This window comes from Amycolatopsis plumensis (assembly GCF_042652605.1).
In the GTDB taxonomy this organism is placed as follows: domain Bacteria; phylum Actinomycetota; class Actinomycetes; order Mycobacteriales; family Pseudonocardiaceae; genus Amycolatopsis; species Amycolatopsis plumensis.
Genome location: NZ_JBHSJY010000001.1, coordinates 2561760 through 2584358, shown reverse-complemented (window position 1 = coordinate 2584358; position 22599 = coordinate 2561760). Strand labels below are relative to the sequence as shown.

The following is a 22599-nucleotide window of genomic DNA, read 5'->3' as shown; positions in this document are numbered from 1 at the left end:
GCATGATCGACACGATCGAGCGAACCCGCAGGTCTTGCGCCTCCCCCGAGGGGAGCTGACACGCTGGCGGCATGCAGTATTCGATCGGCGAACTCGCCCACCGGACCGGGCTGACGGTCAAGGCCGTCCGGTTCTACTCGGATCGCGGCCTCGTGCCGCCGTCCGGGCGCAACGCCGCGGGCCAGCGCCGTTACGACGACGCCGCGCTCGCCCGGCTCGACGTCATCCGCGTCCTCCGCGACCTCGGTATCGACCTCGCCACCATCCGGCGGGTGATCGAGGGCGAGACCACCGTCGCGGAGGTGGCGGCCGAGCACGCTGCGGCGGTGGAGGCGCAGATCGGCGTGCTGCGCCGTCGAAGGGCGGTGCTGGACGCGGTGGCGAGTCGCGGCCGGCACCCCGAGGAAAGGAGTCTCGTGCACCAACGCGCCCTGTTGTCCGAAGTGGAGCGACAATGCCTGGTCGGCGACTTCCTCGCCGATGCCCTGGGTGATCGTCCCGAGCTGGCGGGGATCGCCCGCACCTTGACCCCGGAGCTGCCCGAGGATCCCACCCCCGAGCAGGCCGAGGCGTGGGTCGAGCTGGCCGCGCTGATGCGGGACACGGAGTTCCGCGCGAACCTGCGCCGGCTCGCGGACGGCCACGAAGGCGGGTTGCGTCGCGACCTGGCGGCCGAGGTGCGGGAGGTCGTCACCCCGGCCGTCGTGGCCGCGATCGTGCCGAAATCCCCGGAGGCGAAGGCGATCGTCGACGGCCTCGGGCGCGATCCCGGCGAGCTCCGGGAATGGCTCGGTGTCGTCAACGATCCGCGCCGCGAGCGCTACGTGGAGCTATTGGGGGTGATCAACGGCTGGGCGGCACCGGAAAGCCTGGCTCCCGCCTTCGACTGGCTGGCCGAGGCTATGGCTGCCTGACCGCCTCCAGGATCGAGGCCAGCGCGTCCTCCGCCGGTTGGGCGTCGAGCCGGCTCCCGTCACGCAGCCGTACGGAAAGCTGCCCCGCGGCGACCTCCTGCGGGCCGATCACGGCCTGGTACGGCACCAGGCGGCCGTCCCGGATCCGTGCGCCGAGGCTGCCGTCCACGGCGATCTCGGCCCGCAGATCGCCGCACCGGTCCAGGACGTCCTGGGCGTACGGCAGCTCGGCGGCGGACACGGGCAGCAGCCGGAGCTGCACGGGCGCCAGCCAGGCCGGGAAGGCGCCGCCGTGCACCTCGATCAGCTGGGCGACCGCGCGCTCGACGCTGCCGATGATGCTCCGGTGCACCATGACCGGCCGGTGCTTGGCCCCGTCCGCGCCGACGTACTCGAGGCCGAACTGCGCGGGCTGGTGAAAGTCGACCTGGACGGTGGGCAGGGTCGATTCGCGGCTTGCGCCGTCGGCGATCTGGACGTCGATCTTCGGCCCGTAGAACGCCGCTTCACCCTCGACGGCGTCGTACGGGAGGCCGCCGAGGACCGACCGCAGGATGGCCACGGCGTCGGCCCAGTTCCCGGGCACGTACTTCCCGCCGGGGCCGGGCAGCGAGAGCCGGTAGCGCGCCGGGCTGATGCCGAGCGCGTCGTAGGCCCGCCGGATCAGGGCGAGCGCGGCGGCGGCCTCGGCTTCGACCTGGTCGAGGGTGCAGAAGACGTGCGCGTCGTTGAGCTGGATCGCGCGCACCCGGTTCAGCCCGCCGAGCGCGCCGGAGAGCTCGGCCCGGTACATCCCGCCGATCTCGGCGAGCCGCAGCGGCAGCTCGCGGTGGCTGCGGCCGCGCGAACGGTAGATCAGCGCGTGGTGCGGGCACAGGCTCGGCCGCAGCACGAGCTGCTCGCCGCCGACGTCCATGGGCGGGTACATGTCGTCGCGGTAGTGGGCCCAGTGCCCGGAGATCTCGTACAGCTCGCGTTTGCCCAGCACCGGCGAGTGGACGTGCCGGTACCCCGCGCGCCGTTCGAGGTCGTGGACGTACTGCTCCAGGCTGTGGCGGACGATCGCGCCGTCGGGCAGCCAGTAGGGCAGGCCGGCGCCGATCAGTGGATCGGTGCCGAACAGGCCGAGTTCGCGGCCGAGCTTGCGGTGGTCGGGCATGGTGGACTCCCTCGTGGACGGCGAGGCGGGAGACCACAAGACGAAAGCCCGGGGCAACCGCCCCGGGCTTCGTGAGCATGCTTCAGCGCGCCGGGACACTCCTCGGCGTCGTCGTCTGTGCTGCGCGCTTCATGGGATCGACGGTAGCAGCGGCCGCCAACCGTTTTCACGAGCCGAGGAACAGCTCCAGCTGCTCGACGACGAACGCGTGGTCGTCGGCCTGCGGGAGCCCGGAGACGCCGACCGTGCCGACCGGCCCGACTCCGCGGACCAGCACCGGGAAGACGCCGCCGTGGGCCGCGTAGCGGTCCGGGTCGAGGCGGGAGTCCTCCTCGAACGAGCCGCCCGTCGCGCGGAACTGCGTCCCGATCAGGAAGGAGCTGTGCCCGTAGCGGTCGACGACCCGGCTCTTGCGGTCGATCCAGGCGTCGTTGTCGGCCGACGTCCCGGGCAGCGCGGCGTGGAAGAGCCGCTGGCCGTTGCGCCGGACCGAGATCGTCACCGGCAGCCGGCGGTCGCGGGCGGCCGCCAGCAGGTGCTGGCCGAGGGCGAGGGCGGTCTCGTTGTCGAACCGGGTGAACTGGAGGCGTTCCTCCTGCTCGGCGAGCTGGGCGAGGCGGTCGGCTTCGGTCATGCAAGCATTAAATCAACACTGTTGTGTAATTACCAGTGATGAACTGGACGACCACGGCGTCCGTACAACAGGCGAGGAGGTGAGGCATGGGCCGGATCCGGCGTCGCACGGTGCTGGGCGGCGCGGCCGCGGTCACGGCCGCCGGTGCGCTGTCCGCCGCCTGCGCCCCCGCGCCGCGGAAGGGCACGATCGACGACGTCCGCCACGTCGTCGTCCTCATGCAGGAGAACCGGTCGTTCGACCACTACTACGGCACCATGGCCGGCGTCCGCGGCTTCGGCGACCGCACGGCCCTGCGCGACGTCTTCCGCCAGCGCGGCGACAAGGGCGGCCCGGTGCTGCCGTTCCGGATCGACACGTCCGTTGTGGACGGTCAGGACCTCGGCGAGCTGCCGCACGACTGGAACAGCACGCACCGCGCGTGGAACGGCGGTGGCTACGACCGCTGGACGGCGGCGAAGAGCCCGATGACCATGGGGTACTTCACCGGCGACGACATCCCGTTCCAGCACGCGCTGGCCGGCGCGTTCACCCTCTGCGACCACTACTTCTGCTCGATCCAGGGCCCGACGCACCCGAACCGGCTCTACCACTGGACCGGCACCATCGACCCGGACGGCCTCGCCGGCGGCCCCGCGACGCACAACGCCCCGGACTACGAACCCTCCTTCCGCTGGACGACCTACCCCGAACGGCTCGAGGCCGCGGGCATCTCGTGGCGGATCTACGCCAACGACGAGGAGCGCGGCGTCCCCGAGCACTTCGTCGGCGACTACGGCGACAACCCGCTCTGGCTGTTCCAGAACTTCCACGACGCGCTGTACTCGATGGACCCGGTCAAGCGACGGCTGGCCGAACGCGGGAACCTGCGCAAGCAGCTCAAGCCCGACTCGGGGAAGGGGAAGGACCTCGACCACGTGCTGGCCGAGTTCATCGCCGACTGCGCGGCCGGCACGCTGCCCGCGGTCTCCTGGGTGGTGGCCCCGTACGGCTACTGCGAGCACCCGGCGGCGCGTCCGGTCGACGGCGCCGCGTACGTCCAGCGCATGCTGAAGGCGTTGTGGGACAAGCCGGACCTGTGGGAATCGACCGTCGTCTTCATCAACTACGACGAGAACGACGGCTTCTTCGACCACGTCGTCCCGCCGACGCCGCCGCCCGGCACCCCCGGCGAGTACCTGCCCGGGAACCGGCCGGAGAAGGGCGAGCCGTCCGGGCCGCCCCTCCCGATCGGGCTGGGCCCGCGGGTGCCGATGACCGTCGTCTCGCCGTGGAGCCGCGGCGGCTGGGTGAACTCGCAGGTCTTCGACCACACGTCGGTGCTGCGGTTCCTGGAGACCTGGACCGGCGTGCGCGAGCCGAACATCTCGGCCTGGCGCCGGGCCATCTGCGGCGACCTGACCAGCTGTTTCGACTTCCGCGCGCCCGACACCACCATCCCGCTGCTGCCCGACGCGAACGCGTTGCGCGCCGAAGCCGACCGCACGCAGCGACGGCTCCCGAAGCCCGGGCTGGGCCCGGCCGCGCTGGTGCAGGACCCCGGCACGGCGAAGGCGCGCCCGCTGCCGTACCAGCCGGTCGCCTGGGTCATGGCCGATCCGCAGGCCTTGCACCTGCACCTGGCCAACCACGGAACGCAGGCGCTGCACCTGGCCGCGTACGCCTACCACGCGGGTGGGGCGTCACAACGCTTCGACGTCGGCCCGAAGAGCGAGCTCACCGGGGAAGTCGCGCACGGCGGGACGTACGACGTCGCCATCCACGGCCCGAACGGCTTCGTCGTCGAGGCTTCGGGCGGCCTGGACCTCGACGCGGCCGTCACCTACACCGGCGCGCCCGCGCTGCGGGTCACGGTGACCAACCGCGGGCCGTCACCGGTCACGCTGAACGGCGTCACCCTTCCGCCCGGCGGCGCCCACGACTTCCCGGTGCCGACCAGCAACGGCTGGTACGACGTCACGTTCGAGACGCCGGGGTGGCGCCGCCGGTTCGCCGGTCACCTGGAGGACGGCCGCCCGTCGCGGACCGGGCCCTGACGCAGGGCGTCGAGCGCGAAGGCGGCGAGCATCGCGACGCCGTGGGGCATCGCGTCCTCGTCGAAGAGCACGCGGTTGGAGTGGTTCGCCGCCGCTTCGGCGGGGTCGACGCCGGGAGGGCACGCGCCGAGGAACGCATACGCACCGGGGACGCGCTGCAGGACGTACGAAAAGTCCTCGGCGCCCATCAGCGGGTCCGCGAGCAGCTCGACGTTGTCCGGGCCGAGCACCTCCGCGCCGAGCCGCAGCACCTCGGCGGCGATCCGGTCGTCGTTCACCGTCACCGGGTAGCCCGGCTCGACGTCGGCGACCACGCGGCAGCCGTAGGCCGCGCCGACCTGCTCGCACACCTTCGGCAGCTCGGCGCGGACCAGCGCGCGCGTCTGCTCGGACAGCGTCCGGATCGTGCCCTCGAGCTCGGCGGTCTCCGGGATGATGTTCGACGTCGTGCCGGCCTGGATCCGGGTCACCGAGAGCACCGCGGGGTCGAACACGCTGACCCGGCGGCTGATCATCGTGTGCAGCGCCCCGACCATGGCCGCGGCGGCCGGCACCGGGTCGATCGTGTGCTGCGGCGCCGAGCCGTGCCCGCCCTTGCCGGTGACGCGCACGTGGAACGAGTCCGCCGACGCCATCAGCGGGCCGGGCCGCAGTTGCAGCAGGCCGCTGGGCGCGTTGGCCAGAATGTGCACGCCGAACGCGCGCTCGACCCGGGTCCCGGCCGCGTCGAGGACGCCCTCGTGGATCATGAACCGGGCGCCGTGGTGACCCTCCTCACCCGGCTGGAACATGAACACGACCGACCCGGCCAGCCGGTCCCGGCGCTCGGCGAGCAGCCGCGCCGCCGAAGCCAGCATCGCCACGTGCGTGTCGTGCCCGCACGCGTGCATCGACTCCGGGTCTTCCGACGCGAAGTCGAGGCCGGTTTCCTCGGTCAGCGGCAGCGCGTCCATGTCGCCGCGCAGCAGCACCGCCGGACCGGGCCGCGCGCCGCGCAGGACGGCCGTCAGGGACGTCGTGGCCTTGCCTTCGGTGATCTCGAGCGGCAGGCCGTCGAGGGCCTCCCGGATCGCCGCCTGCGTCCGCGGCAGGTGGAGGCCCTGCTCCGGGTGGCGGTGCACGGCCCGCCGGAGGGCGACCGTGCGGTCTTGCAGCGCCCGCGCGTCGTCGAGCAGCCCGGCGAACGGCGTGCCGGGCAAGGTGGGCAGGTCAGTGGGGCCGGTCATGGTCACGATAGTGCCGCATGCGGCGCTTCGGGCGCACCGTGCGTGCGCCGGACCCACCGGCGGAATACGGTGTGCGCATGGCGGTGGATGAGCCGGTCACGGGCTTCGCGGTGGCTGTGGTCCGGGAAGACGGTCGGTGGCGGTGCAGTGCGCTCGACCCGGGGGCGTTGACCGAGCTGGACGCAGCGATCACTGAACTGGGCAAACTACGGTCCACCGGCGCGAGCTTCGGGCTGCTGGCGGTCGACGACGAGTTCTTCGTGATCGTCCGGCCCAGCCCGCGGGGGCCGTCGTTGCTGCTCTCGGACGCGGCGGCGGCGCTGGACTACGACATCGCGGCGGACGTCCTCGACGTCCTGCGCGTCGACCCGCCGGACGAGGAGGACGACTCCGTCTGGCCCGAGGGTGACCTGGAGATCCTGGCGGACCTCGGGCTGCCCGGGCCGGAGCTGGAGGTCATCGTCGGCGAGGTCGACCTCTATCCGGACGAGCAGCTCCAGATGGTCGCGCAGCGCTGCGGGTTCGGCAGCGAGTTCGCCAAGTTCCTGGACGAGCTCTGAGACGCCCGTCCGACACCGAGGCCGTGGAGGCCGCGCTGGAAGCGGCGCGCGCCCCCGGTGCGGACGTGCCGATCGGGGCCGTGGTCTTCGGCCCCGACGGCACCCCGCTGGCCGCGGCCCGCAACGCCCGCGTCGAGCTGGGCGACCCGACAGCGCACGCGGAGATCCTGGCGTTGCGCGCGGCGGCGGCGGTGGTCGGCGACGGCTGGCGGCTCGAGGGCTGCACGCTGGCGGTGACGCTGGAGCCGTGCACGATGTGCGCGGGCGCGCTGGTGCTCGCCCGCATCGCCCGGCTGGTGTTCGGGGCGTGGGAGCCCAAGACGGGCGCGGTGGGGTCGCTCTGGGACGTCGTCCGCGACCGGCGGCTCAACCACCGCCCGGAAGTCCACGGCGGCGTGCTCGAGCCTCAGTGCGCCGCGGTGCTGGAGACGTACTTCGCGATCCGCCGCTGAGCTCGTGGAGGACCCCTCGTGAGGGCCGCCCGGAGGCTCCGGTATTGTTCTTCCCGGTGGCGTGTCCGAGCGGCCGAAGGAGCACGACTCGAAATCGTGTGACGGCTAATCCCCGTCCGTGGGTTCAAATCCCACCGCCACCGCTCTTGTGGCCAGACGCCCGGTGATCTTCGAGAAGATCGCCGGGCGTTTTGCTGTTCTTTGGTATGAAGTGCGCCATGCAGACGCAGGTGTGGCCCGCGATCCTCGCCTCGCCGGTGTCCTGCTGGGCGGCGGCCTGTTGACTTGAAGGGCTCTTGAAGTGTGACCGTGGTCGGCACCAGCTGATCACCAGGAGCGCACCATGACCGTTCTCGTCACCGGGGCCACCGGCCACACCGGACGGCACGTCGTCGCCGGGCTCGAAGCCGCGGGCGTCGACACCACAGTCCTCGTTCGAGACAAGACCAAAGCGCCCGAAGGCGTCGACGTCGTCCAAGGCGACATCACCGATCTCGCCGAAGCTGCCGAAGGGGTCGACGCCGTCTACCTCCTCTGGCCCTTCTTCTCCGCCGACGGCATCGAGAAAACCCTCGAACCCTTCAGAGGCAAGAAAATCGTCTACCTCTCCGCCATGTCCGCCGAAGACGGCGGCGTGTGGGGAGACGTCGAAGCCGCGATCGAAAAGGTCACCGACGACTGGACCTTCCTCCGTGTCACGGGCCTGGCCACCAACGCGCTCGCCTGGGCGCAGCAGGCCGGAACGGGTGTCGTGCGGGCCCCTTACGGGCAGGCGAAACGGTCGGTCGTCCACGAACGCGACGTCGCCGACATGGCCGTCAAGGCGCTCACCGAAGACCACGCGAAGCGGATCTACCTCGTCACCGGCCCGGAAGCCGTGGCGCAGGCCGAGCAGGTGCGGCTCATCGGCGAAGCGCTCGGGAAGCCGGTCGCCTGGGAAGAACAGCCGCCGGAGGATGCGAAAGCGCAGTTGAGCGTCCACATGGGAGTGGAATTCGCGGCGAGTGCCGTCGATTACTGGGCGTCGCTCGTCGACGACCCCGAGCCCGTCTCGCTGGACGTGGCGCAGGTGACCGGGCATCCCGCGCGGCCCTTCGCCGAGTGGGCCCGCGAGCACTTCAGCTGAGCTGGACGGCCGGGGCCGTCAGCGGCTCCAGCTCGGCCGCCAGCGCGGTCAGCGCCGCGACCTTCTCCTGCACGGCCCGGACCACCGCCGCGCACGTGGCGCCGACCTCGCTGACCACCTCGGCCGAGCGGTCGCCGTCCAGCACCGCCGACACCGCGGTCGAGGCGGCGGCAGCGAGCGCGCACACCTCCTCGGACGCGGCCACCGCCAGCTCGTCCAGCCGGTCGGCGATGCGGACACCCAACGCCGCCGTCGACGCGGCCGCGCGCGCCGCCGCGCCGTACTGACCGTCCACTGTGTCCGCCCAGGTGCCGAACGTCTCGGCGCTGCCGCCGTTTTCGGCGCGGTCGACGCCGGCGCGGAACTCGGCCTGTGCCGCGGTCACCGCCAACCCGCCGGTGTCGATCGCGGCGGCGGACGTGCGGATCGACGACGGCGAGCAGTCGAGGTGCCGCAGCGCCGCCACCGGGTCGGCGACGCCGAGGCGCCCGGCCGCCGCGCGCAACGTGGCCAGCTGGGCCGCCGCCGTCGTCAGGGCCGGGTGTTCGAAGACCTCGACGGTCACGGCGCCACCGCTAACCGCCCCCGGAAGCCGGTGCTCCGGGTGCTTACCGCCGACATGCGCAGCCGGCCCGCCAGGTCCGACGTCGCGTCGCCGAGGACGCGCGCGTCCGCCTCCCGCGCCGCCAGCGCCGTCGCCCAGCGTGCCGCGAGCTCGCGCGCCTGCGGCGAGATGCCGAACGGCGTCGAATCGACGCGGGCTTCGGCGAACCTCCCCGCGGCCTTGTCGTCGGCGGCGGCCGCCTGGTCGAGCAGGTCGGCTCCGGCGCGCAGCCGGTCCGCCCTCTCCTGGGGGTTCCGGGTGGCGAAGCCCCCGGCCCCAGGGCGCAGCCCTGGGTTGTCACTGATCCGCGAGCCTCTGCCTTCCGGCATGGGGACCTCCGTCATCAAGGGCGCTCACCCGATCGGGGAAGATCTTGCCTCATGCTCCCGAGCCGCCCGCATCGCGGTGACCTGCGGCGTTGGCGGCGTTCCACCCAGTGGACGTCTTGACCGCGCGCCGGGACGAAAGCGACCATGAACGCATGCCCGCCACCTCGGAAAGCGCACCGATCCGGGCCTTCGCGCGGTCGATCGGGGAGGGCGTCGTGGAGCTCCTGCTGCGCCGCGGCCGCCTGGGTTCGCCGCCCGCCTGACGCGAACCCGCGTCCGATCTCCCCGAAAACCCTTGGAGCACAACCATGTCCGTAGATCTTCCTGCCCGGATTCAGCTGCGTGGGGCCGTCACGCCCGCGGATGGCATCGTCGAAGGCCCCCGGATTCTCCGGGAACCGCAGCGGAAGCAGTACGAGCTGTTCACCCTCCGCCCGCTGGGCCGGGTGATCGGCGCCGAGGTCGACGGCGTCGACCTCGGCGAGCCGGTGGGTCCTGACCTGCGCGAAGAGCTGAATGAGGCCCTGCTCGAGTGGAAAGTGCTCTTCTTCCGCGACCAGCGGATCACCTCGGCGCAGCAGCGCGCGTTCGCCGCGAACTGGGGCGAGCTGGAGACCAACCCGTTCATCCCGAAGGGCGACGACGACGCCGTCACGCGGTTCGAGCGCACCGCGGCCATGCCGGGGTACGAGAACATCTGGCACACCGACGTCACCTGGCGGCCCGAACCGGCGCTCGGCTCGGTGCTGCGGCTGATCGAGGTGCCGCCCGTGGGCGGCGACACGATGTGGGCCGACATGGCCGCGGCCTACGACAACCTGCCCGAAGACGTCCGCGACCGGATCGACGGGCTCACCGCGGTGCACGACTACCTCCCCGGCTTCGACCGGTTCTCCGATCCCGCGCTGCTCGCGCGGTGGCAGGACCGCTTCCCGCCGGTGGAGCACCCGGTGGTCCGGACGCACCCGGAGACCGGGCGGCGCACCCTGTTCGTCAACCAGGCGTTCACCACGCACATCGTGGGCCTGCACCGGGCCGAGAGCGACCGGCTGCTGCGGTACCTGTTCCTCCAGGCTCACACGCCCGAATTCCAGGTCCGGTTCAGTTGGCGGCCGAACTCGGTCGCGTTCTGGGACAACCGCGCGACGCAGCACTACGCGGTCAACGACTACCACCCGCACGTCCGGATCGCCGAGCGCGTCGCGATCGCGGGCGACCGGCCTTACTGAGCAGTAGCCTGGCGTCATGACCGAAGAACCCCGGGTAGTGGTGACCGGTTTCCTCAAGGCCCTCGAAGACCTCGACGTCGACCGGGCGCTGACGTTCGTGGCGAGCGACATCGTGTACCAGAACGTGCCGTTGCCGCCCGCCCGCGGCATCGCCGCGTTCGAGAAGCAGCTGCGCGTGATGGCCAAGTACGGCTCCGGGTTCGAGGCGCGGACCCACCACATCGCCGCAGACGGCAACGTCGTGCTCACCGAACGCACCGACGTGCTGCGCCGCGGCGCGTGGGAGGCGGAGTTCTGGGTGTGCGGCACGTTCGAGGTCGAGGCGGGCCGGATCGTGCTCTGGCGCGACTACTTCGACTGGACGACGGTGCTGGCCGCGAGCGCGAAGGGTGCCGGGCGGGTCGCGCTGGCCGGCGCGCGTTCGCTCCTCGGCCGGTACAAGGCGAGGCAGGCGGTGCGCTAGACGCGGTGTTCGCCGCGGTCGTGGTCCCGAAGGTCCACGACCGCGGCTATCCCCAGCACCAGCACGAACACGCAACTGAGAACAATCAGCCCCCACATGATCGTTCTCCCTCCCCCCGTGTCGTGCCGACCGCGAGCTGTCGAGGAGTGGTCTGTGCCACTTTTCCGGCGGCTCACGCAGACCGTACCGCCGCTTCACGCAGGTTGCTCCGGCCCTTGACCTTCATTTAAGGCAGATGCGCCGGATGGGTGACGCGCCCGTGTCCGGCTGTCACAGAGCGGGCGCAATCCGTTACGCACCAACAGGTACCGAGGCGATTCCGCTCTGGACGGACACCGGCGTCGACCGCAGGGCCGAAATCTCCGCGACGTACCGCAGCACCTTGTCCGCTTCGTCCCCGGCGAGCGGCTCGCACTGGTGGCCGGCGTTCCGCCGCACCGGGATCAGTTCGAGCCTCGGTTCGGCGCCGAACATGCACCCGGCCAGCAGCCCGTCCGGCCGCGCGGAGAGCAGGTTGCCGAGGCTGTAGAGGATGGGACGGCGGCGGTACACCTCGACGGCCTGGATGGTCTGCGGCCCGTGCCCGGCGACCAGGTCGGCGCCGGCGTCGAGCGCGGCGTGCCCGTAGGCGACCTGGTACTCGGCCAGATCGGGCCCCGGCAGACCCCAGTGCATCGAGACGACGACGTGGTCGTTCTCGGCTTTCGCGCGCTTCACGTCGGCAACGAGCCGTGCGAGGTGCTCGGGGACGGGTGCCGTCCGGACGAGCGGTGGCCGGCCCGGAATCTCCCCGACGCGGGGATCGGGCTGGTACGCCGTCGTCGCAAACGCTTGCGCAACGCCCGGGGAGTCCGCCTGCGCGGCTTGGCCGTGGGCGCGGATCGAGGTGTACGCCAGGAAAGCGACCTTGCGGCCGGATCGTTCGAGCACCGCGGGTGCGTGCGCGGCCTCGAGGTTCGCGCCGGCGCCGCAGTACGCGATCCCGGCTTGGTCGAGAACCGCCAGCGCGGCCGGTGAGTGGGGTGCGTCGTTGGCGACCGAGACGACGTCGACGCCGGTCGCCTTCAGCGCTTCGGCCGCGGCCGCGTCGACCGGGCCTTCGAGGTTGACGAACCGGAGATCGGCCCCGTCGAGCAGCGGGTTCAACCGTTCGAAGGCCGCCGAGGGGGTGGTGCGAGCCGGGAAGCCGACGTCTCCGCCGAGGACAAGCGTGATCACGAAACCTGCTCTGCCGAGTGAGTGACGACGAAAGTAGTTGTTACGAATCGTTGCATCTTTGTCTTCCTCCTCCTCACTTGTTCGGGGGACTATGCCACGACTGTTCAAGCACAAAGGGGACTCAGGGTGACCAAGACCCACAGATCCAAGGCCGCCTTCACGGTGGCCGTCGCGTCGGGCCTGGTGCTCGGCGGCGTGGCGGCACCGGCCGCGCTCGCCACACCGAGCGCCGACGCGGTCATCGCCGAGGTCTACGGCGGCGGTGGCAACTCCGGAGCGACGCTCGTCAGCGACTTCGTCGAGCTCGCCAACCGCGGCGCGGCCGCCGCGAGCCTGGCCGGCTTCAGCGTCCAGTACCTGCCGGGTTCGGCGAGCCCGTCGAGCACCTGGCAGGTGACGCCGCTGGCCGGCAGCGTCGCGCCGGGCGGCCGGTACCTCGTCGCCGAGAGCAAGGGCTCCGGCGGCACCGTCGCGCTGCCGACGCCGGACGCGACCGGCACGATCGCGATGTCGGCCACCGCCGGCACGATCGCCCTCGTCTCCGGCACCACCGCGCTGACCTGCAAGACCGCGGCCGACTGCGCCGCCGACGCGCGGATCAAGGACCTCGTCGGCTTCGGCACGGCGACCGTGCGCGAGGGCAACCCGGCCGCGGCGCCGTCGAACACGACGTCGGTCGCGCGCGGCACCGCACTGGCCGACACCGACGACAACGCCGCCGACTTCACCGCCGGCGAGCCGACCCCGACCAACACCGCGGGCGAGTCGACCGGCGGCGACCCCGGCCCGGCGCCGACCCCGGCGAAGATCCACGACATCCAGGGCACCACGCGGATTTCGCCCTTCAAGGACAAGAAGGTTTCCGGCGTCACCGGGATCGTCACCGCGACCCGGACGTTCGGTTCGTCGCGCGGTTTCTGGGTCACCGACCCCAGCCCGGACACCGACCCGCGCACCAGCGAAGGCCTGTTCGTCTTCACCGGCTCGACGAGCCCGGCCGTCGCGGTCGGCGACGCGGTCACCGCGACCGGCACCGTGCGCGAGTTCTACCCGGACGCGCCCGCGACGTCGAACTACCAGTCGCTCACCGAGCTGAGCAGTGCACAGTGGACGGTCGACTCGCACGGGAACGCCCTCCCGGCACCGACGATGCTGAACCCGGACACCGTGCCGACGACGTACGCGCCGTCGCCCGGCGGGAACATCGAGCCCCTGACCCTGGAGCCGGCGAAGTACGCGCTCGACTTCTGGGAGTCGCACGAGAGCGAGATCGTTTCGATCAGCGACGCCCGTGTCGTCGGCCCGTCGAACTCGTTCAACGAGCTGTACGTGACGTCGAAGCCGGACCAGCACCGGTCGGTCCGCGGCGGCAGCGTCTACCTGGGCTACGACCAGCTCAACAGCGGCGTCATGAAGGTTTCGTCGCTGATCCCGTTCGCCGAGCGGCCGTTCCCGAAGCTCAACGTCGGTGACGTGCTGACCGGCACGACGTCCGGCCCGGTCGAGTACAGCAACTTCGGTGGCTACACGCTGTTCGCCAGCGTGCTCGGGACCGAAAAGGACAACGGGCTGCAGGGCGAGACCACGCGCAAGCAGCGGACCGGCGAGCTCGCCGTCGCCACGTACAACGTCGAGAACCTCGCGCCAAGCGACCCGCAGGCGAAGTACGACCGCCTCGGCGAAGCGATCGTGACGCACCTGGCGACGCCGGACATCGTGAACCTGGAAGAGATCCAGGACAACACGGGCGCGACCGACGACGGCACCGTCGCGGCCGACCAGACGCTGCAGAAGTTCACCGACGCCATCGTGGCCAAGGGCGGCCCGCGCTACCAGTGGCGCGAGATCGACCCGGTCAACGACCAGGACGGCGGGCAGCCGGGCGGCAACATCCGCGTGGCGTTCCTGTTCAACCCGGCGCGCGTGTCCTTTGTAGACCGTCCCGGTGGGACGTCGACCACGGCCGTCGGCGTCGTGCGCGAACACGGCAAGGCGCACCTGACGGCGTCGCCGGGCCGCGTCGACCCGGCGAACGAAGCGTGGACGACCAGCCGCAAGCCGCTGGCCGGCGAGTTCGTGTTCAAGGGCCGCACGGTGTTCGTCATCGCCAACCACTTCAACTCCAAGGGCGGCGACCAGCCGACGCACGGCCGGTTCCAGCCTCCGGCGCGCAGTTCCGAAGTGCAGCGCGCTAAGCAGGCGACGGTGCTGCGCGGGTTCGTGGATTCGTTGCTGGCGGCCGATCGCAACGCGAACATCGTGGTGGCGGGCGACCTGAACGACTACCCGTTCTCGCCGGCGGTCCAGACGCTCACCGCGGGTGGCGCGCTGAAGGACCTGATCGCGTCGGTGCCCGAAGCCGAGCGGTACAGCTACGTTTTCGAGGGCCAGTCGCAGGTGCTGGACCACATCCTGGCGTCGCGGGCGCCGCGCGGGGTGGACTACGACATGGTCCACATCAACGCGGAGTTCGCCGACCAGGCCAGCGACCACGACCCGCAGGTGGTCCGGTTCCGGCCGGGCGCGGGCAACCCGGTCGAGGACGGGCTCTACGACTTCCTCGATTGGCTGGAGCAGGTGTTCGGCACGTAGTTCTCGTTGCTGACAAGGCCACCTCCGCCTCCGCGCGGAGGTGGCCTTGTTCGTACCTGACCCTTTTGGGTGACGAGGAAACCGCGGAGCGTTGACGGCCGTCTTACGGTGGACGGGACCACAAGGGGAGGGTGGCGTGGACGGCTACGCGGTGAAGGTCGACGAGCTGGGCAAGCTCATCGACGACCTCGGCACGGCGGCGGACCGGATGACCGAGGCCAACAAGAAGCTCGGCGGCGGTGGGGCGTTCGGCTCGCTGGGCGCGCCGGAGCTGGGCCGGGCCGGGGTCGAGTTCGAGGAGGCCTGGCGGTTCGGAATCGGCCAGCTGGGCGAAGCGGCTTCGGAGGTGACGGAGCGGCTGAAGGTGGCGAAGCAGAAGTACGAGCAGATCGAGGCCGAGTTCGGCGGGGAGCTGGGGAAGGTGGGGCCCGCTAGTGGGGAGTCCACGGGTGGGGTGAAGGGAAGCCACCCGCGGATCGGGCAGCCGGACGGCGGCCCGGTGGGCGGTGGATACACCGGAGGGGTGCCCGGGATCGGCGGCCTCGCTGCGAAGACCGACCCTGGCTCTGACCTGGGCGAGGGACCGGTGGGCGGTGGTTATACCAGTGGGGCGCCGGGTATCGGCAAGCTCGCTTCGAAGCCTGATCCGGGCGAAGGTCCGGTGGGCGGCGGCGCGACCGGCGGCATCACCGACCTCTTGAACGGCCTCGACCGGTGAGCGCCCGCGACTTCCCGGCCCTGGGTTTCGACCCGGCGCCCGGCGACCTCGACGGCATCACCGACCTGGCCGGCAAGTACCGCGCGGTGGGCGGCAACCTGACCGAAGCCGACGATGCGCTCCGCCGGATCGTCCGCAAGCAGGGCATCTGGCAGGGCGAGGCGAGCGAAGCCTTCGCCCGGCGCGTCGGCCCGCTACCGGAGTACCTCGACGACGCGGCCAAATCGATGACCCGAGCCGCCGACGCGCTCGAAGGCTGGGCCCAGAACCTCGGTGACCTGCAGAAACGCGCGGCCGACCTCGAGGCCCGAGCGGAAGCGGCGGCCCGAGCGGCCGAGCAGGCGCGCGCGAACCCGGATCTGGCGCTGGCCAACCGGACGTTCCCGGACCAGCAGTCCCTGCAGCTCGCCCAGCGTCTCCTGGACAACGCGGGTCAGCAGCTCCAGGCGGCCATCGACGGCTGCCAGAACGTCCAAGACGCGGCGAAGCAGCTCCAGCAGGAGCACACGGAGGCCGCGGCCAGGGTCGCCGAACAGCTGCAGAAGGCGAAGGAGCTGGCCCCGGACGAGCCGGACCTCCTCGACAAGCTGAGCGACGCGGTCGGCGGGGCACTTGTCGACTTGTCGAACACCCTCGCCGACGGTGTCGACGAGGCGTGGAACTTCGTCCAGGACCACGCGGAGCTGATCTCGAAGCTTTCGGACGTGATCGGCGACATCGGCAACGGCCTCGGTGTCCTGAGTGACGTGCTCCCCTCCCCGGCCGGAGAGGTCACGAGCCTCGTCGCGACCACGTTCGGCTTGGCCGCACTCGGCGGTCACACGGTGGCCAAGGCGGCCGGCGCGGATGTGGCGCCCGAGACCTTGATCTTCGACGCGGCGGGTGCGGCGACTTCGCTCGCCGGGATCAACCCGATGATGCCCGACACCGTGATCAAGGTCGCGACCTACGGTGCGCTGGCCACCCAACTGGGTGCCGAGGCCGTCGCCGGGAAGAACTTCGAAAGCCCGTTGGACGACTTCAAGACCTACTGGGTGCCGAAGGACATGGGCCAGGTGGCGGCCGTCGCCGGGACGCTCGTCGCGGGTCCTGGTCCGTGGGCCGCGGTCGCAGTGGGCAATGCGGCCGACGCCGGGATGCAGGCCGACAACGCGCCGGACCGCCGGCGCCGCCGGGCGGAAGACGAGGTGTGGAACTGATGCCTCTGGAAATCGACCTGCCGCCCGGGTTCGCGGGCATGCCGGTGGGCAACGACGACAGGCTCAACCGCGGGCACGCCTGGATGGTCGCCGAAAACGTCGCGTCCGGGGCGAGTCCCGAGCAGTTCGGCAGCTATCTGATGGCGCTGGTCCCGACCATGCAGGCCAATGGCATCCGGGTGTTCGGCAAGTTCGCGGTCGGACCTCGAAAGGGTGATGTCGCCACCCTGACCCTCGGCGTGGCCCACTGGCCCGCGGAGGCACCCGGCAACCGCGACGCCGTGGTGGCGGCGATGGCCGAGGACTACCGCGGCCGGCACAAGCGCGCGGTGGTACAGCCGGTCCGGCTCCCCATCGGCCCGGCGATCGTGGCGATCAGCGGTGGCGAATTCCACCTGCCCGAGCGGGACGTCCGCACCCAGATCAAGGCGGAGTACCAGATCCCCCTGCCGGACGGCCGGTCCGTGGTGATCCTCTCGGTCATCGCGGAGTCCGAGGACGCCTGGCCCGCCGTGGCCGAGGCGACGGCGAAGGTGGCCTGGAGCCTCCGGAGCGGAGAAACGTCGTGATCAGCACGATGGCGGTCGTGGTCATCGCTGGTCCGACGGTTCGTCTGCACGCCACTCGAACCGGGAGGAGCGCATGACCGACAACGCACAGCTCATCGAGGAAATGCGCTGGCAGCTCCGGCAGATCGAAGACCGCAAGGCCGAGAACCAGCGCCTCCTGGCCAATATCGCCGGTAGCGACCACACGACCGTCGTCTCGCCGGATCGGTCCGTCACCGTGCTGGCCGGGCCCGGTGGGGTCGTCAGCGAGGTCCGGCTTGCGCCCGAAGCCATGCGGTTCGACGCCGTCACGTTGAGCCGGACCATCACCGCGGCCATCCGCGAAGCCGTCGCCGCCGGCAACGGGACGGCAACCCCACCGCACCAGGCAACCCCACCGCACCAGGCAACCCCACCGCACCAGGCAACCCCACCGCGCCAAGCAACCCCGCAGCGCCGACCGACCCCGGCGGAGGACGATGACCCCTACGACACCGTGTTCGACATCTAAGCCGGCGGGGGCTGCTCGCCTCGCTTCGCGGCCGCGCGCTTGGCTCGCCACCCCAGCGCCAGCACCGCCTGGACCAGCTCCTGGTAACTCGGCTTGACCTCCTCGAGGTACCGCTCCAGGTAGGCCGCGCGGGCGGTGGGCACCGGGCGCGGATCGTCGCCCGGGGTGAGCCACGGCAGGCCCTGGATGTTGTGCAGCGCCATTTTCCACCAGCGCGTGGCCCGCTCGGCCGCCCTCGCTTCGCGCTCGGTGGCCACCTCGATCGCCGACGTCGCCGCCTCGATCTCGGCCTCCAGCGCCTCGGCTCGCGCCAGTTCCCACTCGCGCAGGTTCTCCGCCGAGCCGCGGGAGAGGGCGATGATTTCCTTGTACCGCATGGCGGCGGTGGCGTCGTCGGTCATCGGTCGTTCTCCGGACGCTGGAACGGGATGATCACTTCGGGTGCGCCGTGGGTGGTGCGGTCGAAGAACAACGCGCGGCCCGGCCGCGGCGACCAGTGCACGACCTGGCCCGCCGCGAACGGCGACAGCTCGTTGCCCTGGACGTCGAGCGCCGCCCACGTGCCGATGTCGTCGGTGCCGCCGAAGCCCAGCGTGTCCTTGAGCCGGGCGATGCTGCGCCACCAGCCGATCGTGTGGATGCCGTGCCCCGGTCCTTGCTTCAGGAGCACCCGCAGGTGGTCGAGCCCGCTCTTCAGCTGGCCGACCGCTTTGGCCTCCAGCGCGGGCAAAGCCGCGTCGACGCCGTAGAGCAGCAGCACCTTGGCGCCGCCCGACAGCGAACCGGTCATCGACTCCAGGACGCCGGTCAGGTCGTCCACCAGCGACGCCGCGTGGTTGTCCTGGCGCAGCCGTTCGGTCAGCTCCAGCGCGGCCGGGGCGCACGCGTCGATCGGGCAGCTCAGCACGAACTCGACTTCGCCCGGTTCGTACTGCCGGGACAGCGACCGCGCCGACGAGTCCATGATGGACAGTGCCTCGGCGGTCGCCGAGCCGAGCACCGCGACGTTGCGGCCGGGCGCGCGTGGCAGGTCGACGCCGCACGCCGTCTCGGTGACGTCGATCGACTGGCCGAGGAGGGCGCGCGGCTTCGAGTTCGGCTTGAGGTCCAGGTAGGCCGGGAACTGCTCCAGGACCGGCTGGTGCGCGCCGTCGAACAGGCGCGGCCGCGGGAAGCGGCCCGCGTACTCCTCCCACAGCCGGTGCTGCAGCCGCACGAACACGTTCTTGCTGCTCGCGTCCGGGATGTGGGCCAGCTGGTTGCCGTGCGCGACACCGGAGTCGTGGTTGATCACCGCGTGCCACTTCGGCGCCGACACCGCCGCGTTGTTCGTCTCGGCCAGCACGCGCCGCGCCTTCGGCATCGCGATCCGCAGCGTGCACTGCTCGAACACGGCCGGCTTACCCCAGAACGCCTCGATGCCGGCGACGTCCTGGCTGGCCAGCACCAGGTGGATGCCCTGCGAACGACCGCGCCGCGCGATGTCCTCCAGCAGCTGCGTCGCCGTCGCCGTCACCTGGTCGCGACCCGCGAACAGGTACTGGAACTCGTCGATCACCGCGACGATCCGCGGCCAGTGCCCGCCCGGGTCGGCTTCGCGCAGGTCGGCGAGGTTGGTGACCTCGTGCTCCTTCGCGGCCGCGGACCGGCGGCGCAGCTCGTCGGCCAGGAACCGCAGCAGCGCCAGGCCGAACTCGCGGTCGGTGTTGACGTTGACGCCGACCAGCCGCGCGTGCGGCAGCCAGCTGGCGTCCTTCCGGCCCGGCGCCAGGCCGGCGAACGAGACGCCTTCCTTGAAGTCCAGCAGGTACAGCGCCAGCTCTTCCGGGGTGTACCGGGCCGCGAGGCTGCCCAGCAGCGCGTACAGGAAGTTCGTCTTGCCCGAGCCGGACGGACCGCCGATCAGGGCGTGCGGGCTCGCGTCGCCGATCACGACCTCGACCGGTTCGCCCTCGAAGAACCCGACGGGGGCCCGCAGTTCGCGCGCCGAGCTCTCCTGGCCCAGCTCGGCGGGCAGCAGGTCGTCGAACGAGCGCGGGCCGCCCTGCTTGGCGATCAGCGCCTTGGAGATCGTGTCGACGGCCCGGATCACCTGCGCGGACGGCATCGCGGCGTCGAGGTCGACGACCAGGTCGGTGCCGGTCATGCTGCTGATCGCGTGCCGGTCGTCGAGCAGGCTCAGCGTCTCGACGGGCGCGCTCACCGCGGTCGGCACGTCGACCATGATCAGGCAGATGCCGGCGGCCAGGGCGCCGCTCGCGACGCGCTTGAGGTCGCGGGCGCGTTCGGGCTCGAGGGTCTCGCCGTTGCCGTAGAGCACGACGATGCGGTACGGCTCGCCGCGTTGACCGGTCTTGGCCCGCATCTCCCGCAGCGACGTGTACCCGGCGGACATGCAGCTGGCGTGGATGCGGCGGATGTGCCCGGCCAGCTCGTCGAGGAGGTCCTCGAGCCGTCCCGGGTCGTAGAGCGAAAGCGCGCTGGTCTGGCTGAGCGGGTAGAGGTCGGGCAGGATCGCGGTCAGCTGCCCGATGTCCCACAGGTGGACGCGCACCGCGCCGGGCTCGAACGTCGAGAGCACGCGGACCAGCAGGTTCTGCACGATGCCGTCGATCGCGGGCCGCGTTTTCGGCGCCGAGGTGATCGCCAGGTGCGACTCGTCGAGCAATGGGACGGCGACGTCGAACGTGCGGGTCGCGTCGCCACCGGCGGCGGTGGCCGAGCCGACGCGCCACAGCCCGGGCGAGGTCAGGCCGGGGTTGTGGCCGACCGTGCCGAGCCAGTCGCCCGGCGGCAGCCCGGCCGCGCCGGGTGCGTTCTGGGCGACCAGTTCCCGCAGGGTCGCGGGACCTTGACTCCAATCGGTGTAGAAAGCGCTTCGCACGCTGCCGAGCGCGCCGAACACTTCGTGCGCGGCGGGGTGGCGGGACCACTCGTTCTGCTGCTCGGCCGTGGCGTGGTTCATGCCGACCTTGACGATGTCCTGCTCCAGCCGGAGCTTGGCGAGGTCGGCTTCCGCGGCTTGGCGCGCCCCGGCCGCCGCGCCCAGCACCAGCCCGATCTGGTGGCGGACCCGGTCGAGCGCGGTCTCGACGCGGTTGCGTTGCTCGGCTGACTTGTTGGCCATCGGCGTCCCCAAGAAAATGGTGTCCCCTGAAAAGGATTACAGGCGCGACCGGTATCCGCTCACCAGATCCTCGGCGGCGTGCAGGCGGACGAGGAGCTGGTCCAGCCCCTCGCCGGCCTGTGCGTACTGGGAAGGAAGCCAAGGATCGGCCTTGGCCTGGGCGTCCACGAGAGCTTGCCGGGCTTCCCCGAGCAGGCTTGTGGCCCGTTCGGAGTGGGCGCGCGCGTCGGCGAGCCCGGTCACGGCAGCGGTGAGCAGCTGGTGGAGTTCGGCGAGCGTCATCCGGCTTACAGACGCGCCGAGTAGGAGTCGGCGGAGGAAATGCTTGCTTGGACGGTGCTCTGCAAGCCGTTGATGCCTTGCAGGGCCTCCGCCAGGAGTCCGTGCGCCTGGCTCACTTCGTGCTGGCTGCTCCCTTGGGTCGCCTGTGCGAGCGACTGCTGGGCTTCTTCGAGAGACTGCGCTGCCTGTTGCAGGGCGGCGATGCTCGCGGACGCCTTCTCGTTGGCGAGCGCGATGCCAGCGCGGATCTCTTCGACTCCGGCCATCGGGCCTCTACTCCTCGAATCTGTGGTGTCGTACGGGGACGGATTCCATTGAAACAGATCCAGCGACTCAGCGTGATCATCAGACTTTGCCGAGTGATCGCGGGCCCGGAATCAGCAAGGCCCCGGACGTGTCACGTCCGGGGCCGGGCCGATCACGGTCTGTGCGGGGATTGTCCCGGCGCCAGTACCGCACACTGAAGTCGCCGGCCAGCGCTACCCCAGGTCAGAGCGGTTTTCGTGCCACTGCTGGCCTTTCTCGACAGGGGCGGGCGAGGTGCTGGTGAGACTAGCGCGACCGGAGTAAGCGCCTTCGGTCAGCCCTGTTCGTAACTCCTCGTACAGGCAGAGAATTCCGCAGCACCGAAGGCATTTCACGTTCGGCTGGGCTGAAAGTGCCGCACAACTGTGTCCGGGACATACCGACGGTGGGTGGCGCACGGTGCGGCCGGGACTCGAGTGACAGGGGCGAGAAAGACGAAACGCCGGGCGCCCGTGAGGACGGCCCGGCGTTCGTCTGATCAACCGGCGGAGGATACAGGATTCGAACCTGCGAGGGCGTGAACCCAACACGCTTTCCAAGCGTGCGCCTTAGGCCGCTCGGCCAATCCTCCGCAGGAGACGATACCGGATGGCCTCCGTCACTCGTGAAGGTGGGTTACGTCGGCGACCACGCACGTGATGTTGTCCGGGCCGCCGCCTTCGTTGGCCAGGCGGATCAGCTCCGGGATGACCTCGGCCGGCTCCGCGCCCGCCGCCAGGACGTCGCGCAGGGTGGGTTCGGGGACCGGGCCGCTCAAGCCGTCCGAACAGAGCAGGTAGCGGTCGCCGGGCTCGGCCTTGAACGTCCAGATGTCCGGGTCGCCGGAACCCGCCGTCTGCAACGCCTTCATCAGCAGCGATCGGCGCGGGTGGGACTCGGCGTCCTCGGCGGCGACGCGGCCGTCCTCGACCAGCGCCTGCACGAGCGTGTGGTCGCGGGTCAGCCGGCGCAGGCCGCCATCGCGCAGGAGGTAGCCGCGGCTGTCGCCGATGTGGGCGGCCGCGAACTCGGCACCGTCGAACAGCAGGGCCGTCAGCGTGGTGCCCATGCCTTCGGTCGTCGGCTCCTGCGACGCCACTTCGTGCAGCCGCTGGTCGATCGACTTGACCACGCCGGCCAGGGTCGCGACCAGGTCCACGTTCGTCAGGTCGAGCCGTCGGAGGTCGACTTCGAGCTCGCGCAGCACGTCGACCGCCGTTGCGCTGGCGACCTCTCCGTGCGGCTGGCCGCCGATGCCGTCGGCGACGGCGAGCAGGCGGGAACTCGCGTAGACCGCGTCCTCGTTGACCCGGCGTCGCCGTCCGACGTCCGAGCCGGCGGCGTACCGCAGGACGTACCGATCGTGTGTCATGCCTCCCATGAAAGC

Annotated in this window: 24 protein-coding genes and 2 tRNA genes; 14 read left to right on the top strand and 12 right to left on the bottom strand. The window is 71.2% G+C overall.

Features of this window, described 5'->3' with window-relative positions:
- Positions 1-71: 71 nt before the first annotated feature.
- Positions 72-914 carry a MerR family transcriptional regulator gene (locus tag ACFPLC_RS12300; protein WP_378190430.1) on the top strand — a complete coding sequence of 281 codons (843 nt, stop codon included), beginning with the start codon at positions 72-74 and terminating at the stop codon, positions 912-914.
- Here ACFPLC_RS12300 and thrS read toward each other — a convergent pair.
- Entirely contained in the window at positions 901-2112 is a 1212-nt protein-coding gene (gene thrS / locus ACFPLC_RS12295; protein ID WP_378190428.1) for a threonine--tRNA ligase, read from the bottom strand. The genes ACFPLC_RS12300 and thrS overlap by 14 nt on opposite strands.
- Positions 2113-2239: 127 nt before the next feature.
- Positions 2240-2707, bottom strand: coding sequence for a heme-degrading domain-containing protein (locus tag ACFPLC_RS12290; RefSeq protein ID WP_191315578.1), 468 nt, complete (start codon positions 2705-2707; stop codon positions 2240-2242).
- Positions 2708-2793: 86 nt separating this feature from the next.
- Between ACFPLC_RS12290 and ACFPLC_RS12285 the strand changes: the two genes are divergently transcribed.
- Positions 2794-4743 (top strand): phosphocholine-specific phospholipase C, encoded by a 1950-nt coding sequence (locus tag ACFPLC_RS12285; protein ID WP_378190426.1) that lies wholly within the window; start codon positions 2794-2796, stop codon positions 4741-4743.
- Here ACFPLC_RS12285 and ACFPLC_RS12280 read toward each other — a convergent pair.
- Positions 4704-5969 (bottom strand): M20 metallopeptidase family protein, encoded by a 1266-nt coding sequence (locus ACFPLC_RS12280; RefSeq protein ID WP_378190424.1) that lies wholly within the window; start codon positions 5967-5969, stop codon positions 4704-4706. The two genes, ACFPLC_RS12285 and ACFPLC_RS12280, sit on opposite strands and share 40 nt — an antisense overlap.
- A gap of 77 nt (positions 5970-6046) precedes the next feature.
- Between ACFPLC_RS12280 and ACFPLC_RS12275 the strand changes: the two genes are divergently transcribed.
- From ACFPLC_RS12275 to ACFPLC_RS12255, 5 genes are all read left to right on the top strand, one after another.
- Positions 6047-6529, top strand: coding sequence for a tRNA adenosine deaminase-associated protein (locus ACFPLC_RS12275; RefSeq protein ID WP_378190422.1), 483 nt, complete (start codon positions 6047-6049; stop codon positions 6527-6529).
- A 23-nt stretch (positions 6530-6552) separates the two neighbouring features.
- Positions 6553-6981, top strand: a complete 429-nt coding sequence (locus tag ACFPLC_RS12270) for a nucleoside deaminase (protein WP_378190420.1) — start codon at positions 6553-6555, stop codon at positions 6979-6981.
- A gap of 55 nt (positions 6982-7036) precedes the next feature.
- A tRNA-Ser gene (locus ACFPLC_RS12265) sits at positions 7037-7124 on the top strand.
- 20 nt (positions 7125-7144) lie between these two features.
- Positions 7145-7270: a hypothetical protein gene (locus ACFPLC_RS12260; protein WP_378190418.1), complete on the top strand. Its 126-nt coding sequence runs from the start codon at positions 7145-7147 to the stop codon at positions 7268-7270.
- Positions 7271-7324: 54 nt separating this feature from the next.
- Positions 7325-8107: an SDR family oxidoreductase gene (locus ACFPLC_RS12255; protein WP_378190416.1), complete on the top strand. Its 783-nt coding sequence runs from the start codon at positions 7325-7327 to the stop codon at positions 8105-8107.
- On the opposite strand, the gene ACFPLC_RS12250 is transcribed toward ACFPLC_RS12255, so the two are convergent.
- On the bottom strand, positions 8100-8672 hold the full coding sequence (locus ACFPLC_RS12250; protein WP_378190414.1) for a hypothetical protein: 573 nt from the start codon (positions 8670-8672) through the stop codon (positions 8100-8102). The genes ACFPLC_RS12255 and ACFPLC_RS12250 overlap by 8 nt on opposite strands.
- Entirely contained in the window at positions 8669-9040 is a 372-nt protein-coding gene (locus tag ACFPLC_RS12245; protein WP_378190412.1) for a hypothetical protein, read from the bottom strand. The genes ACFPLC_RS12250 and ACFPLC_RS12245 overlap by 4 nt, the downstream gene beginning before the upstream one ends.
- Before the next feature lie 308 nt (positions 9041-9348).
- Between ACFPLC_RS12245 and ACFPLC_RS12240 the strand changes: the two genes are divergently transcribed.
- Positions 9349-10269, top strand: coding sequence for a TauD/TfdA dioxygenase family protein (locus ACFPLC_RS12240; RefSeq protein ID WP_378235816.1), 921 nt, complete (start codon positions 9349-9351; stop codon positions 10267-10269).
- Between the two features lie 16 nt (positions 10270-10285).
- Positions 10286-10732, top strand: a complete 447-nt coding sequence (locus ACFPLC_RS12235) for a limonene-1,2-epoxide hydrolase family protein (RefSeq protein ID WP_191315590.1) — start codon at positions 10286-10288, stop codon at positions 10730-10732.
- A 291-nt stretch (positions 10733-11023) separates the two neighbouring features.
- On the opposite strand, the gene ACFPLC_RS12230 is transcribed toward ACFPLC_RS12235, so the two are convergent.
- On the bottom strand, positions 11024-11950 hold the full coding sequence (locus ACFPLC_RS12230; RefSeq protein WP_378190410.1) for a CapA family protein: 927 nt from the start codon (positions 11948-11950) through the stop codon (positions 11024-11026).
- A 126-nt stretch (positions 11951-12076) separates the two neighbouring features.
- On the opposite strand from ACFPLC_RS12230, the gene ACFPLC_RS12225 reads away from it, so the two are divergent.
- The 5 genes from ACFPLC_RS12225 to ACFPLC_RS12205 all read left to right on the top strand — a co-directional run bounded on the left by ACFPLC_RS12225 (position 12077) and on the right by ACFPLC_RS12205 (position 17518).
- Positions 12077-14542 (top strand): endonuclease/exonuclease/phosphatase family protein, encoded by a 2466-nt coding sequence (locus ACFPLC_RS12225; RefSeq protein WP_378190407.1) that lies wholly within the window; start codon positions 12077-12079, stop codon positions 14540-14542.
- 136 nt (positions 14543-14678) lie between these two features.
- On the top strand, positions 14679-15260 hold the full coding sequence (locus ACFPLC_RS12220; RefSeq protein ID WP_378190405.1) for a hypothetical protein: 582 nt from the start codon (positions 14679-14681) through the stop codon (positions 15258-15260).
- Positions 15257-16459, top strand: a complete 1203-nt coding sequence (locus tag ACFPLC_RS12215) for a putative T7SS-secreted protein (protein ID WP_378190403.1) — start codon at positions 15257-15259, stop codon at positions 16457-16459. Before ACFPLC_RS12220 ends, ACFPLC_RS12215 begins: the two co-directional genes overlap by 4 nt.
- Positions 16459-17028 carry a hypothetical protein gene (locus ACFPLC_RS12210; RefSeq protein ID WP_378190401.1) on the top strand — a complete coding sequence of 190 codons (570 nt, stop codon included), beginning with the start codon at positions 16459-16461 and terminating at the stop codon, positions 17026-17028. Before ACFPLC_RS12215 ends, ACFPLC_RS12210 begins: the two co-directional genes overlap by 1 nt.
- Before the next feature lie 73 nt (positions 17029-17101).
- Entirely contained in the window at positions 17102-17518 is a 417-nt protein-coding gene (locus tag ACFPLC_RS12205; protein WP_378190399.1) for a YbaB/EbfC family DNA-binding protein, read from the top strand.
- Here ACFPLC_RS12205 and ACFPLC_RS12200 read toward each other — a convergent pair.
- From ACFPLC_RS12200 to ACFPLC_RS12175, 6 genes are all read right to left on the bottom strand, one after another.
- Complete coding sequence (locus tag ACFPLC_RS12200) at positions 17515-17919, bottom strand: hypothetical protein (protein ID WP_378190397.1); 405 nt, start codon at positions 17917-17919, stop codon at positions 17515-17517. The genes ACFPLC_RS12205 and ACFPLC_RS12200 overlap by 4 nt on opposite strands.
- Positions 17916-20645: an FtsK/SpoIIIE domain-containing protein gene (locus ACFPLC_RS12195; RefSeq protein WP_378190395.1), complete on the bottom strand. Its 2730-nt coding sequence runs from the start codon at positions 20643-20645 to the stop codon at positions 17916-17918. The genes ACFPLC_RS12200 and ACFPLC_RS12195 overlap by 4 nt, the downstream gene beginning before the upstream one ends.
- A 36-nt stretch (positions 20646-20681) precedes the next feature.
- Complete coding sequence (locus ACFPLC_RS12190) at positions 20682-20927, bottom strand: hypothetical protein (protein ID WP_003056173.1); 246 nt, start codon at positions 20925-20927, stop codon at positions 20682-20684.
- Between the two features lie 5 nt (positions 20928-20932).
- Entirely contained in the window at positions 20933-21193 is a 261-nt protein-coding gene (locus tag ACFPLC_RS12185) for a hypothetical protein (protein ID WP_003056176.1), read from the bottom strand.
- Positions 21194-21719: 526 nt separating this feature from the next.
- Positions 21720-21804: transfer RNA gene (locus ACFPLC_RS12180), tRNA-Ser, on the bottom strand.
- A 27-nt stretch (positions 21805-21831) separates the two neighbouring features.
- Positions 21832-22584 carry a PP2C family protein-serine/threonine phosphatase gene (locus ACFPLC_RS12175; protein ID WP_378190392.1) on the bottom strand — a complete coding sequence of 251 codons (753 nt, stop codon included), beginning with the start codon at positions 22582-22584 and terminating at the stop codon, positions 21832-21834.
- Between the last annotated feature and the right edge of the window lie 15 nt (positions 22585-22599).